Source organism: Devosia riboflavina, from assembly GCF_000743575.1.
GTDB lineage: Bacteria > Pseudomonadota > Alphaproteobacteria > Rhizobiales > Devosiaceae > Devosia > Devosia riboflavina.
This window is the reverse complement of sequence record NZ_JQGC01000015.1, coordinates 175,955-190,507: the sequence shown is the minus strand read 5'-3', so window position 1 is coordinate 190,507 and position 14,553 is coordinate 175,955. Positions and strand designations below refer to the sequence as shown.

The 14,553-nt window shown below is 61.9% G+C and carries 19 protein-coding genes; 9 read left to right on the top strand and 10 right to left on the bottom strand.

From position 1 onward, the window contains the following. Window positions 1-27: 27 nt before the first annotated feature. Window positions 28-618 carry a uridine kinase family protein gene (locus JP75_RS16320; RefSeq protein ID WP_035084943.1) on the bottom strand — a complete coding sequence of 197 codons (591 nt, stop codon included), beginning with the start codon at window positions 616-618 and terminating at the stop codon, window positions 28-30. 330 nt (window positions 619-948) lie between these two features. Here JP75_RS16320 and ffh point away from each other — a divergent pair, with 330 nt between their 5' ends. From ffh to JP75_RS16305, 3 genes are all read left to right on the top strand, one after another. Further along, on the top strand, window positions 949-2,532 hold the full coding sequence (gene ffh / locus JP75_RS16315; RefSeq protein WP_035084940.1) for a signal recognition particle protein: 1,584 nt from the start codon (window positions 949-951) through the stop codon (window positions 2,530-2,532). 36 nt (window positions 2,533-2,568) lie between these two features. Further along, window positions 2,569-2,931: a 30S ribosomal protein S16 gene (rpsP, locus tag JP75_RS16310; protein ID WP_035084937.1), complete on the top strand. Its 363-nt coding sequence runs from the start codon at window positions 2,569-2,571 to the stop codon at window positions 2,929-2,931. Window positions 2,932-3,060: 129 nt separating this feature from the next. Continuing rightward, window positions 3,061-3,438, top strand: coding sequence for a VOC family protein (locus JP75_RS16305; protein WP_035084934.1), 378 nt, complete (start codon window positions 3,061-3,063; stop codon window positions 3,436-3,438). Window positions 3,439-3,442: 4 nt separating this feature from the next. Here the strand turns inward: JP75_RS16305 and leuB are convergent, their stop codons facing one another. Then, window positions 3,443-4,543 carry a 3-isopropylmalate dehydrogenase gene (gene leuB / locus JP75_RS16300; protein WP_035084932.1) on the bottom strand — a complete coding sequence of 367 codons (1,101 nt, stop codon included), beginning with the start codon at window positions 4,541-4,543 and terminating at the stop codon, window positions 3,443-3,445. 195 nt (window positions 4,544-4,738) lie between these two features. Here leuB and JP75_RS16295 point away from each other — a divergent pair, with 195 nt between their 5' ends. After that, on the top strand, window positions 4,739-5,026 hold the full coding sequence (locus tag JP75_RS16295) for a hypothetical protein (RefSeq protein WP_035084930.1): 288 nt from the start codon (window positions 4,739-4,741) through the stop codon (window positions 5,024-5,026). A gap of 80 nt (window positions 5,027-5,106) precedes the next feature. On the opposite strand, the gene JP75_RS16290 is transcribed toward JP75_RS16295, so the two are convergent. The 3 genes from JP75_RS16290 to leuD are packed head-to-tail and all read right to left on the bottom strand — an operon-like array spanning window position 5,107 to window position 6,543. After that, a complete protein-coding gene (locus tag JP75_RS16290; RefSeq protein ID WP_341872288.1) occupies window positions 5,107-5,502 on the bottom strand; it encodes a RidA family protein in 396 nt (131 codons plus the stop codon). Then, a complete protein-coding gene (locus JP75_RS16285; RefSeq protein WP_051960796.1) occupies window positions 5,502-5,930 on the bottom strand; it encodes a GNAT family N-acetyltransferase in 429 nt (142 codons plus the stop codon). The genes JP75_RS16290 and JP75_RS16285 overlap by 1 nt, the downstream gene beginning before the upstream one ends. A gap of 7 nt (window positions 5,931-5,937) precedes the next feature. Further along, entirely contained in the window at window positions 5,938-6,543 is a 606-nt protein-coding gene (leuD, locus tag JP75_RS16280) for a 3-isopropylmalate dehydratase small subunit (RefSeq protein ID WP_035084927.1), read from the bottom strand. Between the two features lie 159 nt (window positions 6,544-6,702). Between leuD and JP75_RS16275 the strand changes: the two genes are divergently transcribed. Next, window positions 6,703-7,764, top strand: a complete 1,062-nt coding sequence (locus JP75_RS16275) for a helix-turn-helix domain-containing protein (RefSeq protein WP_152565876.1) — start codon at window positions 6,703-6,705, stop codon at window positions 7,762-7,764. Here JP75_RS16275 and JP75_RS16270 read toward each other — a convergent pair. Next, window positions 7,761-8,537, bottom strand: a complete 777-nt coding sequence (locus tag JP75_RS16270) for a FadR/GntR family transcriptional regulator (protein WP_084587728.1) — start codon at window positions 8,535-8,537, stop codon at window positions 7,761-7,763. The genes JP75_RS16275 and JP75_RS16270 overlap by 4 nt on opposite strands. 148 nt (window positions 8,538-8,685) lie before the next feature. Here JP75_RS16270 and JP75_RS16265 point away from each other — a divergent pair, with 148 nt between their 5' ends. Further along, on the top strand, window positions 8,686-10,077 hold the full coding sequence (locus tag JP75_RS16265; protein WP_035085198.1) for a M20/M25/M40 family metallo-hydrolase: 1,392 nt from the start codon (window positions 8,686-8,688) through the stop codon (window positions 10,075-10,077). Window positions 10,078-10,196: 119 nt separating this feature from the next. On the opposite strand, the gene JP75_RS16260 is transcribed toward JP75_RS16265, so the two are convergent. From JP75_RS16260 to deoD, 3 genes are read right to left on the bottom strand one after another with little or no spacing between them, the layout of a single operon-like run. Continuing rightward, on the bottom strand, window positions 10,197-10,559 hold the full coding sequence (locus JP75_RS16260; RefSeq protein WP_035084923.1) for a DUF1304 domain-containing protein: 363 nt from the start codon (window positions 10,557-10,559) through the stop codon (window positions 10,197-10,199). Between the two features lie 22 nt (window positions 10,560-10,581). Then, window positions 10,582-11,205: a hypothetical protein gene (locus JP75_RS16255; protein WP_051960795.1), complete on the bottom strand. Its 624-nt coding sequence runs from the start codon at window positions 11,203-11,205 to the stop codon at window positions 10,582-10,584. Beyond that, window positions 11,202-11,912 (bottom strand): purine-nucleoside phosphorylase, encoded by a 711-nt coding sequence (deoD, locus tag JP75_RS16250; RefSeq protein ID WP_035084921.1) that lies wholly within the window; start codon window positions 11,910-11,912, stop codon window positions 11,202-11,204. The genes JP75_RS16255 and deoD overlap by 4 nt, the downstream gene beginning before the upstream one ends. Window positions 11,913-12,040: 128 nt before the next feature. Here deoD and JP75_RS16245 point away from each other — a divergent pair, with 128 nt between their 5' ends. Genes JP75_RS16245 through JP75_RS16235 form a run of 3 tightly spaced genes read left to right on the top strand, consistent with a single transcriptional unit; the run spans window position 12,041 to window position 13,826 of the window. Further along, window positions 12,041-12,526: an SRPBCC family protein gene (locus tag JP75_RS16245; RefSeq protein ID WP_051960794.1), complete on the top strand. Its 486-nt coding sequence runs from the start codon at window positions 12,041-12,043 to the stop codon at window positions 12,524-12,526. Window positions 12,527-12,582: 56 nt separating this feature from the next. After that, on the top strand, window positions 12,583-13,536 hold the full coding sequence (argC, locus tag JP75_RS16240) for an N-acetyl-gamma-glutamyl-phosphate reductase (RefSeq protein ID WP_035084920.1): 954 nt from the start codon (window positions 12,583-12,585) through the stop codon (window positions 13,534-13,536). Between the two features lie 2 nt (window positions 13,537-13,538). Then, the gene (locus JP75_RS16235; protein ID WP_035084918.1) at window positions 13,539-13,826 is read left to right on the top strand and encodes a GNAT family N-acetyltransferase; all 288 of its coding nucleotides are present in this window, start codon (window positions 13,539-13,541) and stop codon (window positions 13,824-13,826) included. Here JP75_RS16235 and JP75_RS16230 read toward each other — a convergent pair. Next, entirely contained in the window at window positions 13,823-14,500 is a 678-nt protein-coding gene (locus JP75_RS16230) for a YoaK family protein (RefSeq protein WP_035085191.1), read from the bottom strand. The two genes, JP75_RS16235 and JP75_RS16230, sit on opposite strands and share 4 nt — an antisense overlap. Between the last annotated feature and the right edge of the window lie 53 nt (window positions 14,501-14,553).

Sequence of the window (14,553 nt, the reverse complement as noted above, 5' to 3'; positions counted from 1 at the left end):
TCTCTGCCCTATATGGCGGATCGAACTTCAAATTGCCAGTGCATGGCTGGCTCTAGGCGCCGCGCCCGGCAACGACAATATCCGCGCGTTCTTGCGGTTTCGTTTCGAGATAGCGCTCAACGCTGGGCATGAAAAACTCTCGCCATTCCCGCTCCCAGGTCCCACTCCGCGGGCCAGGGCGGCGGCGAGCGTCGTTTTCGCGTCGCTCTCGACCCAGATGCGGAGATCGTAGAGAGCAGAGATGCGTGGGGAAAGCGCCGAGACGCCTTCGACGATCACCAGTCCGCCTGCGGCCTCAACTGTCCTTGTTCCGCCCAGGGTGCCGCTCGCCCAGTCGTATAGCCGATAGCTGCAGGTGCCGCTTGTCGCCAATGCTTCGACAGCGTGGAAGAACTCTTCGTATCGCACATAGAGGAAAGGGAAGCCCGGCTCGGTGGGCTCCGGCCAGTCCTTCTTGGGCAGGATAAAGTCGTCGAAATAGATGACCTTGGCACCCAAGGCGTCGATGAGGCTTTCGGCCAGTGTTGATTTACCGGACACAGGCAGACCATCGATGCCGATGAGCCGGATGTCCGGTCGCTTCCGCAGAAAAGCAACTGTCTCATCTGCCGTCATCATGGCTGGAAGAGGTCTTGCTGGGCGCTCATTCCTTGACTCCCTCATAAAACTCCCCTAAACGCAGCCCGTTCATCAGGCTTTTGCTCCTGACCAGCCGACCGGGACCCCTTTACGGGTTTCACGATCCCGGAGGCCAACATCCGCCAGCGCGTTGCGCCCGCGGGTGGGTTTTGCGTTTGCTTGCATGAATACCATATGGCTCACTGGACGAGCAAAGCGAGGACCCCGCCAACGTTTTGGCGCCCCCGCGGAGGGCCAGCGAAGCCACCAGCGCGGTTTTAGCGCGTCGGTGGTTGAGTGGTGCGGCCCGTGAGCGAGAAGGACTAAAAGATGTTTGAGAGCTTAAGCGACCGGCTTGGCAAAATTTTCGATGGTCTTCGTGGACGCGGCGCGCTGAACGCTGCCGATGTCGATGCGGCCATGCGCGAAATCCGCCGGGCGCTGATCGAGGCCGACGTCTCGCTCGAAGTTGTCCGCGCCTTTGTAGAACAGGTCCGCGAGCGCGCTGTCGGTGCCGAAGTCACCCGTTCGGTGACCCCGGGCCAGCAGGTCGTCAAGATCGTCAATGACGAGCTGGTTGCCGTGCTCGGCTCCGATGCCGTCACCATCGATCTCAATGCGCCGGCGCCTGTCACCCTGCTCATGGTCGGTTTGCAGGGTTCTGGTAAGACGACGACCACGGCCAAGATCGCCAAGCGTCTCAAGGACAAGCAGAAGAAAAAAGTTCTTCTTGCTTCCCTCGATACGCGCCGCCCGGCTGCCATGGAGCAGCTCCGCGTGCTCGGCGAACAGGTCGGCGTCGATACGCTGCCGATCGTTGCCAGCGAAACGCCCGTTGAAATCGCCCGCCGCGCCGAGCGCGAAGGCCGTCTTGGCGGCTATGACGTTCTCATTCTCGATACCGCCGGCCGCACCCATATCGATGAAGAGCTGATGGTCGAGACGGTCTCCATCAAGGAGATCGCCAAGCCGCACGAAATCCTGCTCGTCGTCGACGCTTTGACCGGCCAGGACGCGATCAACGTCGCCCGCTCCTTCGATAGCCGCCTCGACGTCACCGGCATCGTTCTTACACGCGTCGATGGCGATGGCCGCGGCGGTGCGGCGCTCTCGATGCGTGCTGCCACCGGCAAGCCGATCAAGCTGATCGGTGTCGGCGAAAAGATGGATGCGCTAGAGGATTTCCATCCCGCGCGTATCGCCGACCGCATCCTGGGCATGGGCGACATCGTTTCGCTCGTCGAAAAGGCCGCCGAGCACGTCACGGCCGAAGACGCCCAGAAGATGGCGCAAAAGCTCAAGAAGGGGAGCTTCGATCTCGACGATCTGCGCGCCCAGCTTTTGCAGATGAAGAAGATGGGCGGCATGGGCGGCCTCATGGGTTTGCTTCCTGGCGCAGGCCAGATCAAGAAGGCCATGGCCGGCGCCAATGTCGACGAGAAGGTCTTCGACCGTCAGATCGCCATCATCAATTCCATGACCAAGAAAGAGCGGGCCAATCCCGACCTGCTCAATGCCTCGCGCCGCAAGCGTATCGCTGCCGGCGCCGGCGTCGAAGTCTCTGAAATCAACAAACTTTCCAAGCAGCACCGCCAGATGGCGGATATGATGAAGAAGGTTTCCAAGGGCGGCATGGGGTCGCTGGCCGGCATGTTCGGCGGCAAGATGGGCGGCATGCTCGGTGGCATGCCTGATCTTTCCAAGATGGACCCCAAGCAGCTCGAGCAGATGGCCCGTCAGGCCGGCATCAATCCCGACCAATTGAAGGGTCTGCCCTCGGCTGACCTGCCAATGACCGACAAGCTGCCTACCGACGTCAACAAGCTTCTGAGATCCGCTGGTGGCCCGGGCCTTCCCGGTCTCGGCGGCGCTCCCCGTTTCCCTGGCCTTCCGGGCCTGGGCAAAAAGAAATAACCCCGAACTTTCAACCGACACCCTTAGGAATAAAAGATGTCCCTCAAGATCCGCCTTGCCCGCGCTGGCACCAAGAAGCGCCCGTTCTACCACATCGTCATTGCTGACGCCCGTTCGCCGCGCGATGGCCGCTTCATCGAAAAGCTCGGCACCTTCAACCCGCTGCTCGACAAGACTGCTGAAAACCGCGTCGTGCTCAACACCGAACGCGCCCAGCACTGGGTTTCCGTTGGCGCCCAGCCGACTGACCGCGTTGCGCGTTTCCTCGACGCTGCAGGCCTCCTGAAGCGCGAAGCCCGCAACAACCCGAACAAGGGCGAACCCGGCACCAAGGCCAAGGAACGCGCCGAAGAAAAGGCCGCCAAGGCCGCTGCCGCCGCTGAAGGCGCTGCCGAGTAATTTTCGGGGATCTTTTGGTCCCGCGCATGCAAAAGCCCCGGTCTCGCGACCGGGGCTTTTTGTTTATCCTGTCAGCTTTTGGCAGCAGCCAGTCCTATCCGTCAGGCTCTTCCAGCTACAGGAATGCGTATGAGATTTGCATCTGTTCGTGTCGTTACCAATGATGTCGACGCCTTGAAGGCCTTCTATTCGAGGCTAACCGGGATTGCCCCGACCGACCTGGCTCCTGGCTTTTCCGAAATCAGGCTCGAAGGTTGCACGCTAGCCATTTCCAGCACGGACATCATCAACAGGGTCAATGCTGGCGCGATCGTGCCGAGCGCCAATCGCTCGTCCATGATCGAACTTGAAGTGAGCGATGTTGAAGCGGTCAGGGCTCAGATGGCTATCATCGAGCCCGACGCCATCGTGCAGCAGCCGGCGACCATGCCCTGGGGCAATGTCTCCATGCTGCTGCGCGATCCCGATGGGGCCGTGGTCAATATCTTTTCGCGGCCGAAGCGCTGATTCCTCAGACCTTGAGTTTTGCCAGGATCGCCGCACCCATTTCTTCGGTGCCGACGGTCTTGCGGTTGTCCTGGGCGATGTCACCTGTGCGCAGGCCATCGCTGAGGACGGCCGATATGGCGTCTTCGATACGGGTGGCGAGTTCGATCTGGCCGAACGAATAGCGCAGGGCCATGGCCAGCGAGGCGATCATGGCGATGGGGTTGGCAATGCCCTTGCCGGCAATGTCGGGGGCCGAGCCATGGACAGGCTCGTAAAAGGCCTTGCGCTTGCCGGTGGCGGCATCGGGCGCACCGAGCGAGGCCGAGGGCAGCATGCCAAGCGAACCGGTCAGCATAGCGGCAACGTCCGAAAGAATGTCGCCGAAAAGATTATCGGTGACCATGACGTCGAACTGTTTTGGCGTACGCACGAGCTGCATCGCGGCATTGTCGGCGAGGATGTGGTGGAGTTCCACATCGGCATAATCCTTGGCAACGCCCTTGACCACTTCGTCCCAGAGCACGCCCGACTTCATGACGTTCTTCTTGTCGGCCGAGTGCACCTTGTTCTTGCGGGTGCGCGCAAGGTCGAAGGCGACGCGGGCGATACGGTCGATTTCGTAGGTCTCGTAGACCTGGGTGTCCACGGCGCGCTTTTGGCCATTGCCGAGGTCGGTAATAGTCTTGGGCTCGCCGAAATAGACGCCGCCGGTCAGTTCGCGGACAATGAGGATATCGAGGCCTTCAACCAGCTCTTTCTTGAGCGAGGAGGCTTCGGCCAGCGCCGGATAGCAGATGGCCGGGCGCAGGTTGGCAAAAACGGCCAATTCCTTGCGGAGGCGCAGGAGCGCGGCTTCCGGGCGGTGCTCATAGGGCACATTGTCCCACTTGGGGCCACCCACGGCGCCGAAGATGACGGCGTCAGCGGCCTTGGCCTTGGCGACGTCTTCATCGGTGATGGCGACCTGGTGCTTGTCATAGGCCGCGCCGCCGGCAAGGCCGCGGTCGAGCGAGAAATCGGTCAGGCCTTCGGCATTGGTCCAGGCGATGATCTTTTCGATCTCGACCATGATTTCCGTGCCGATGCCGTCGCCGGGCAGAAGAAAGAGGGAATGGGTGGCCATTTCTGGAAAAACTCCTCGCCGTACTGGTGGGTACACCTTGGCCCGGCACATAGCTTTATTTTGGCTTTTTGCGCAAGGGGCGGCTCAGGGGTTAACGCATTGTGAACAGCGGGATCAGGAGGCATTCAAGGCCGGACGGGCAAAAGGCGGGCCATCGAAGCCGGCGAGGGGCCGGCGCAAACGAGGAGACCAAAAATGCTCAAACTGATCCGCCTGACCGCTTTCGCCGCCATCACCACCGTGGGTGTCGTCCAGGCCTTTGCCGGGGTGCAGTCGCTGCCCGAATGTTACGACCGGGTGATCGCCGCCTGCAACAAGGGCAACCATGCCCAGAGCTGCGCCAATACCGGCATGAACGAATGCGACAAGATTTTCCCGACGCCAATGGTGCTTACCCCGGGCCTGTCGCTGGGCGCCAAGCCCACAACTGTGGCGCCCATGCCGCTGCCGCGCCCGGCCCATTTGATGGTTTCCACCCGCTAAGGTTTTGCCCATGGGCAAAGGCACAAAAAAACAGCGCTCCCGACGAGAGCGCTGCTTTGCATTTCTGATCGCCAAAAGAATCAGCTCTTGGCGGCACCGATGCGGGCAGTCACTTCGATCTCGATCTTCATTCCCTCTTCGATCATCGCAACGATGAGCATGGAGGCCGCCGGGCGGATATCCTTGAACACCGGACCGACGGCAGCAACGACTTCGTCCACATAGGAACGGTCGCCGACATAGTAGACGACGCGAACCGTGTCCTCGATCGAGGAGCCGGCTTCCTTGAGTGCCTTGTCGATGGTGGCCAAGGCATTTTTCGCCTGGGCGCCGACGCCCTCGGGCATCTTCATGACCGAATAATCGTAGCCAGTGGTCCCAGACACATAGACCGTGTCCTCGTGGCGCACGGCGCGGGAATAGCCAAAGGTCGCTTCAAAGGGCGAACCGGTAGAGACGCGTTGAACCATGGTCATCAGCTCAGTTGTTTGTGGAGGAAATACCGGCTGGAGCCGGGCGGATAGTCGGTGAGTTCGCCGAAGACGGTGTAACCGAGCTTCTTGTAGAATTCGGGGGCCTGAAAACTGTAGGTATCGAGCCAGATGCCGCCACAGCCATGTTCGCGCGCAACGACTTCGGCGCGCTCCATGAGCTTCCGCCCCAATCCCTGACCGCGCAGGCGCTCCGGCACGAAGAGCAGTTCCACGAACATACGGCCAAAGGTGATGCGTGCGGTGAGCCCGCCATCGACTGCGCCTGTCTCGGGATCGGTCAGCGTCAGGCCGACATTGGCCATCGGGCCGGTAAAGTCCGGGGTCTGGCTGCGGTTGAACGCGATCAGCCCATTAACAATTGCAGCCCGGCTTTCGGGCTGCAATTCCGGTTCATAGGCGATCTCGACCATTTTGGTCCTAGAGCCAAGGGCGCTCGCTGGCCATCTTGCCCTCGAAGGACGAAATGGCAGGATCGGATTTCAGCGTGCCGGCGATATCGTCGAGACCTTCGAGCAGGATGTGCTTGCGGGCTGGGTCGATGTCGAAATGCAGCGTGCCGCCATCGGGACCCTTGATGGTCTGGGTTTCCAGATCAATGGTCAGCGTCGCGTTCGAGCCGCGATCGGCATCGTCCAGCAAAAGCTTCAGTTGCTCGGCCGAAACGACCAATGGCAAAATACCGTTCTTGAAGCAGTTATTGTAGAAAATGTCGGCAAAGCTGGTGGAGATAACGCAGCGGATGCCGAAATCGGCCAGCGCCCAGGGCGCATGCTCGCGCGAGGAGCCGCAGCCAAAGTTGTCGCCGGCGATGACGATCTTGGCCTGGCGATAGGCCGGCTTGTTGAGGACGAATTCGAGATTTTCCGAACCATCTTCATTATAGCGCATTTCCGAAAACAGCGCCGTGCCGAGGCCGGTCCGCTTGATGGTCTTCAGGTATTGCTTGGGGATGATCATGTCGGTGTCGATATTGATGATCGGCAGCGGCGCCGCGACACCCGTCAATGTGGTGAATTTTTCCATCGGAAAACCTCGCTTTGCCTGGGTCTTTGAGCCAAACCGGGTTCGGGGTCAAGTCGGCAGGCGGGGAAAGCGTTCGGCGCTTGACCTTGGGGGCGTGGTTTGTCTACTCCTGACGCCCTGAACGGTCTTACCTTCAACTTGCGCTCGGGGGGGCGGGTGATGCAGGGACCACTGCCTCCTGTGCCTGAACTTGGCCAGACAAAATCCTATCAGCCGACGGCGCGCCAGCTTTTGCGGGCGCTTGAAACCATGGCCGGCGTCGGCTTCTTCACGCTTTCGTTCGCCGACGGAAAGGTAAGGCCTTCCGACGGCCTGCTTGTGCTGGCGGGAACGCTCGACCAGGTGGGCCAGCCAATCGGCATCGAATTTATCGAAGCACGCACCCATCCCGACGACCGGGCCGGTCTCATCGAAAGCTTTCATATGCTGATGCGCGATACGCTGCCGACGCAGCGTCATCTGCGCATCCTGCGCGAGGATGGTACGGAGCGGCGCCTCGAAATGCGTTTTGAGCGCATGGCCGACGATGCCCGGCGCCCGGTGGGCTGGATCATCTGCGTGCTCGACCGTACCGAGGAAGAGAGCCTCAAGAAGAACCTCTTGCTCATGCGTCAACGCCTGCGGGCGGTGCTCGAACGGCTCGATGTGGACCTTGCCTGGTTCAGTTCGCCCAATGGTCGGGTGATCGAACGGGTCAAGCAGTCCGAAAATGCCCACCTGCCAGATACCGCGCTCTTCACCTTGGATAGCTGGTTTTCGTCCGTGCATCCGGATGACCGGGCGCAGGTGCTTGCCGGCCTCGATCACCCCGAACGCAGCGTCACCGAGGCGCGCGTCGAGCGGGCGCCGGGTCAATATGTGCCCATGCGCACCGTGCGCCAGCCCGTCCTCAACGAGGCCGGGGAAACCATCGAATGGCTGGGCCTGACGACGCTGGTCGAGCCGGGGCGCGGCGGGCTTGAGGCGAGCGCGGCGGCCAGCGAAGAACTGCTCAATGGCCCGCTACTGCGCGCGGCGCGCAACCTATTGGGCTGGACCATTCCCGTGCTTGCCGAACAGTCAGGAGTGTCGGCGAGCACCATCATGCGGATCGAGGAGGCGACGGCGCCGGTTATCGAGGTGGCGCGACGGCGCACCGCGGAACGGTTGACCCAGGCCCTCACACGCGGCGGGGTAACCTTTCACAGCACGCTGACGGGAAAACTCGCCATTTCGCTCTAGGGCTTTGCCCCAAGACCTTCCATGCGGCCCGCGGCGCGCGCAAAACCCTCGGCAATGGCAATGCGCATGGCTTCGCGCGCACCCTGCGGGCTTTTGTCGGCAATGGCCTGGGCAATGGCGCGATGCACCGCGACCGTCTGGACCAGGGCTTCGGGTTCGTTGACTGGCGAGGAAATGGTGAAGGCCGCCGTCAGGGCCATTTCCACCAGCGCGCTGATGGAGGCCATGAAGGGATTGCCCGAGGCATCGGCGACCGCCTTGTGGAATTCGAGGTCGTGCCGGGCAAAATCTTCCGGCGTGCGCGCCGCCGCCATGCGGTCAACTGCGGCCATCAGCAGCTTGGCCTGCTCATCGGTTCGGCGCTCCGCCGCCAGCGCCGCCGCTTCGATCTCGATACCGATGCGCACTTCGGCAAGGCTCTGCAGGAAGCTGACTTCCGGCCCCAGTTCAAAATGCCAGGCCAGCACGTCGGCATCGAAGAGGTTCCAGCGATTGCGCGGCAGGACGCGAGTGCCGATGCGCGCCCGCGCTTCAATGAGCCCCTTGGCCGCCAGCGTCTTCAGCGCCTCGCGCAGCACCGTGCGCGACACGCGGAACCGGTCGAGCAGCTCGGTATCGGGCGGCAGGATGGAACCCTGCGGATATTGTCCGGAGACGATGGCAAAGCCCATGTCCCAGAGCACGTCGGAATGCAGGTTGTGCGCCAGATTGCGGCCCGATAGGGCAGCGATGAGGTCGCCGGAATGGCGCGCTCTGCCGCCTGATCGATCCATGCCTTGGGCTCCTTGCCGAATGGTCGGGCGACCTAAGCACAGGCGGATAAGTATGACAATATTGGCCTATGCCTAAGGCTGGACAGACCGGCTTGCGCTCGCCATGGTGCGCCCAGCAAATTTCCAGAATACGCCGCAGGATTTTACCATGACCGACCAAGCCCAACTCGATGCCGTTCTTGCCCATGTGGATGCGGGCCTCGACCAAAGCCTCGATCGGCTCTTTCACCTGCTGCGCATCAAGTCCATCTCGACCGACCCCGCTTTTGCGGCCGAGTGCCAGAAGGCCGCCGATTGGCTGGCGACTGAGCTCAACGGCCTTGGCTTCAATGCCAGCGCCCGCCCGACCCCGGGCCACTCAGTGGTGGTCGCCCACGGCCCGGATCAGGCCGGCCCGCATGTGCTGTTTTACGCCCACTATGACGTGCAGCCGGTCGATCCGCTGAACCTGTGGAATTCCGATCCCTTCGATCCGCAGATCAGGGAAGACGCCTCGGGCCGCAAGATCATCGTCGCCCGCGGCGCTTCCGACGACAAGGGCCAGATGCTGACCTTCATCGAGGCCTGCCGCGCCTATAAGGCCGTCACCGGCAGCCTGCCGGTAAAAGTTTCGCTGATGCTCGAAGGCGAAGAAGAATCCGGCGGCAAGAACCTGCCGCCCTTCATGCGCGACAATGCCGAGGAGCTGAAGGCCGACATTGCGCTCGTCTGCGACACCGACATGTGGGACCGCCAGACCCCGTCCATCACCACCATGCTGCGTGGCCTCGTCGCCGACGAAATCGTGGTCACCGCGGCGGACAAGGATCTTCACTCCGGCATGTTCGGCAATGCGGCGCGCAATCCCAACCAGGTGGTCGCCGAAATCATCGCCAGCCTCCGTGCCCCGGATGGCTCGGTGACGCTTCCCGGCTTTTATGACGACGTCGCCGAAATCTCGCCCGAACTCAAGGCGCAATGGCAGGGTCTGGGCTTTGATGAAAAGGCCTTCCTCGGCAGTGTCGACCTCTCGGTTCCTGCCGGCGAACAGGGCCGGAGCGTGCTCGAAATGCTCTGGTCGCGCCCGACCTGCGAAATCAACGGCATGAGCGGCGGCTATACCGGCGACGGTTTTAAGACCGTCATCCCGGCCAAGGCGTCGGCGAAAATCTCGTTCCGCCTGGTTTCGGGCATGGACCCGAAAAAGATCCGCGCCGCTTTCCGTGCCCATGTCGAAAAGATGATCCCGGCCGATTGCTCGGTCGAATTCATCCCGCATGGCGGCTCACCCGCCATCACGGTTCCCGCCGATGGCGAATTCCTGCGCAAGGCGCTGTCCGGGCTTTCCGCCGAATGGGGCAAGCAGGCCGTGATCACCGGCTCGGGCGGCTCGATCCCGGTTGCCGGCGAATTCAAGTCGATCCTCGGCCTCGACACACTGCTCATCGGCTTTGCCCATGTGGACGACCAGATCCACAGCCCCAACGAGAAGTACGACCTCGACAGCTTCCACCGCGGCATCCGTTCCTGGGTGCACGTGCTGGCAGCGCTGTCGAAGTAGGCCGGCCATCAACCCACCGAACGTCATCCTCGGGCTTGACCCGAGGACACTTCACTTATTGCCAGCGTAGCAAAGTACAGAGCCCTCGGGTCAAGCCCGAGGGTGACGCGCCGTTGCTTCTAAGCAAAAACCAGCGCCAAGATCGCCAGCACCGCCGGCAGTGTCTGCACAAGCAGGATCTTCCGGCTGGCCGTGGCCGCACCGTAAATCCCGGCCACCGCGACGCAGGCGAGGAAGAAGAGCTTGATCTGCCAGGCCACGGCCGGATCGGGATGCACGAGCCCCCAGATCAGGCCGGCCGCAAGAAAGCCATTGTAAAGTCCCTGATTGCCGGCAAGGGCCTTCGTCTGCTCGGCAAATTCCGGCGTCAGCCCAAAAGCCTTCTGGCCCCGCGGACTGGTCCACCAGACCATTTCCAAGAGCACGATATAGATGTGGATCAGGGCGACCAGCGCCACGAGAATATTTGCAACGAGCGTCATGCCCGGTCTCCTTTAGTGGCGCTTAGCCGTTGAGTTTGCGCAGCAGCTTTTCCATGCGATCGCGCTTGGATTTCTGCATCATGCCGTCGAGCCGCTCGCGGATGATGGCCAGAAGACCCGGCTTTTCTTCCGGCGTGATGACGCTGGCCGTTTCCTCGGCATAGGTCGGAAACTGGTTCGGCGCCGCGTCCTTGAGCCGTTCGACGAGAATGGGCACAGCCTTTTCCGCATAACCCGAGCGAGCCAGCTTTACGAGCAGCGAGGTGCAGCGATCCTTGGCGATGACGGAGCCACGGTCGGCCGCCTCGATCACCTTGGGCAGTTCCGCCGCGATTTCGTCGGCGCGGATTTCCGCCACCGCATCGAGCGCCGTCATCGCGCCCCACACCTGACGGTTATTGCCGCTGCCGAGCGCATCGATGAAGGCGGGGCAATAGTAGCCAATGAGGTCGGGGCTGCGCGCCCCGATCTCGTAAAGCACCTTCATCGCATCATTGCGCTGGCGCGCCGTGCCCGAGCGCACGATCTCGACCAATTCGGCAATGCCCTGTTTGTTCTCAGACGCGGTCAGTTCCACCGCCAGGGCCACATTGGGCTCCTCATCGCGCCGGTCCAGCGCGCCTGCCAGCCGGTCGGCGATCGTCATGCTTCCACCGCCACATCGAGCGCCAGTTCGACCATGTCCTTGAGCGAGGTTTGCCTTGCATCGGCGCTGATTTCCTCATGGGTGATGAGGCAATCGGTCATGGTGCAGATGGTGAGCGCTTTCACCCCAAAACGCGCAGCCAGCGTATAGAGCGCCGCCGCTTCCATCTCGACGCCGATGACGCCGTGGTCCGGCAGCTTGTCGTAACCGGCAAAGCCGTCGGCATGGTAGAAAATGTCCGAGGACAGCATATTCCCCGCGTGGAATTTTAGCCCCTTGGCATCCGCCTTGTCGGCAGCGGAGCGCAAGAGACCGAAATCGGCGATGGGCGCGAAATTGAAGGCGCCGAACCGGCCCTTGACGATGGAACTGTCGGTGGAAGCCGCTTGGGCCAGAATGACGTCGCGGACCTTCACCTTGGCATTGAGCCCGCCACAGGTGCCGACACGGATCAGCGTCTTGGCGCCGTAATTGTTGATCAGCTCATGCACATAGATCGAGAGCGAGGGCTGACCCATGCCTGAAGCCTGCACCGAGATCGGCTTGCCCTTCCAGGTGCCGGTATAACCAAGGCAATTGCGCACCGAATTGACCAGCCTTGGATTCTCGAAAAACGTCTCGGCAATCCACTTGGCGCGGAGGGGATCACCGGGCAGCAGCACGGCCTCGGCATAGTCGCCCTCTTTGGCGTGATTGTGCGGGGTCATGCTGATCTCCTCTGCTCCCAAATTCCTCCGAGCATTGCCACCGGTCGCGTGCCTTGACAATCCTCGGCACGGAACGGCCTTCCCTGCCCGCGCATTCTCCCTCTCAAGGAAAACCAAGGAGGCTATCGATGTCCGATAGAATCGAAGCCAAGGTCACGCATCGTTTTCGCGCCAGCCCGGAGCGGGTCTTTGACGCCTTCGTCGATCCGGTTCTGGCCCGCCGCTGGCAGGCTGCCTGGCTCAAGCGCTCGGGCCAAAACGGGCGTCTGACCCAGTCGCAGATCGACCCGCGTGTCGGCGGCAGTTTTCTCCTCGCCGATGAGCGCGAAAGCGGCGAAGCCCGCCATTGGGGCACCTTCCTCGCCCTCGACCGCCCCACGAAAATCTCCTTTTCCTGGATCGTCGACGAGAGCGAAGAGGATGATCCGAGCATCGTCAGCATGATCATCGAACCCGAGCCCAATGGACCTGGCAGCGTGGTAACCCTCTACAACGACATGGACGCGCAGTGGGAAGACTGGCTGGCGCAGACCGAAAAAGGCTGGATCGCCATGCTCACCGGCATAGAAGATGTCATAGAGCGGCGCGATATTCCGCCCACGCTAAACGCTTGACGGCGCGGGGCCTGAGCCCCATTTAACAGCAGCACTTTTGCGCGGGAGCCAAGGACATGGTCGCGAAGATCTTTATCGACGGGGAAGCAGGAACCACGGGGCTGCAGATTCGCGAGCGCCTGGCCGACCGTCGCGATCTCGAGGTCATTTCCATTGCGCCGGAAAAGCGCAAGGACCAGGACGAACGCAAGCGCCTGCTCAACGCCGCTGATATCGCCATTCTCTGCCTGCCCGACGAGGCGGCGAAGGAAAGCGTGCGGCTGATCGACAATGGCACGACCCGCATCATCGACGCCTCGACCGCATTCCGCGTCGATCCCAATTGGGCCTATGGCTTTGCCGAAATGGACAAGGACCAGGCCGACAAGATCGCCAATGCGCGCTTCGTCGCCAATCCCGGCTGCTGGCCGCAAGGCCTGATCGCGGGCCTGCGTCCGCTGATTGCCGCTGGCATCATCCCGGCCGACCATCCGGTCATCTATCACGGCATTTCCGGCTATACCGGTGGCGGTCGCCAGATGATCGAGGAATACGTCGCCGAAGGCGTCGATGCCAGCCAGTTCATGCCCTATGGCCTGACCTTCCAGCACAAGCATGTGCCTGAGATGACCTTCTATACCGGCCTGAAGCGCGAACCGCTGTTCGAACCCGTCGTCGGCAATTTCGCCCAGGGCATGACGACGGCCCTGCCGCTGCAGCTCGGTACGCTCGCCAAGGTGCCGACCGGCGCCGAAATCCACGCCGCCATCGCCGACCATTTTGCTGGTATCAAGGACAGCTTTGTAAAAGTCGCCGCCTATGATCCGGCCGTGGCAAAAACCCCGGCGCTCGATCCGCAGATTCACAACGGCACCAATACCCTCACCCTGCATGTCTTTGCCAACGACGCTCGCGCCCAGGCAGCAGTCGTCGCCGTCTATGACAATCTCGGCAAGGGCGCTTCAGGCGCGGCAGTCCAGAACCTCAACCTGATGCTCGGCGTTGCGGCAGCCGAGAGCCTAGCGGCCTGACCATGGCGGATTACAACATCCGGCGCGAAGAAGGCCCGACTCGCGGCCGCTATGTCATCGATCTCGCGCCCGGCGCCGAGGCCGAGATGACCTATCGCCGCGAGGATGGCCGCATCATCGTCGACCATACTGGCGTGCCGAAGGAATATGAGGGCCGGGGCATTGCCCTGGAACTGGTCAAGGCCTCCATAGCCGATGCCCGCGCCGAAGGGTTCAAGATCACCCCGGTCTGCCCCTATGTGGTGGTACAGTTCCGCCGCCATCCGGAATGGACGGATTTGCTCGCCTAGTGAAAAGCCCGCATGAGGGCGACGGCAATGAGCAACACTCCCATGCCGACGAACAGCCAGCCGCCTATCGCGAGATAGGCGGCAACGCCCAAAATGCCGCCAAAGATGAAGGCGGCCATGGCCATGCTGTAAAGCCTGAGCCGCGCCGTGGACTCCGGATCCCGTGACTGCGCGCCAAGCAGCGTGGCCAGACCCAATCCGATATCCGTTGCCATGCCCGAAACATGCGTCGTACGCACCCGCGCATTGGAAATCCGCGTCGTCGCGGCGTTCTGAATGCCCATGGCAAAACTGAGGCCGAGGATCAGCCCATGGGTCGGGAGAACCTGCAGCAGATCAGCCCCACCCAGCACGAAGACCACCAGGCCTTCGAGCACGATGCCATAGGCATATTTGGCCCGGCTCTGGCGCGCCCCACCCCATTGGATGAGCAGGCCCGAAACCATGGCGCCGAGGACAAAGGCCGAGATGAACACCGCAAAAAGCCCGGCCAGCGACCAATCGCCGAGCGCCATGTGATCGGAAAAGGACGAGGCATTGCCCGTCATATTGGCCGAGAAGAACCCCGCGGCCTGAAAGCCGGCAGCATTGAGCGCCCCGGCAATGGCCGCAAAGAGCACGGCCAGTTGCCCGTCGATCCTGAATGAGCGCTTGTCGCCTTCGCTGATCAGCACCTTTGCCTCCACCGGGCAAATCACGCCCGCCGCACGCGGGCCAAAGGTCTGAT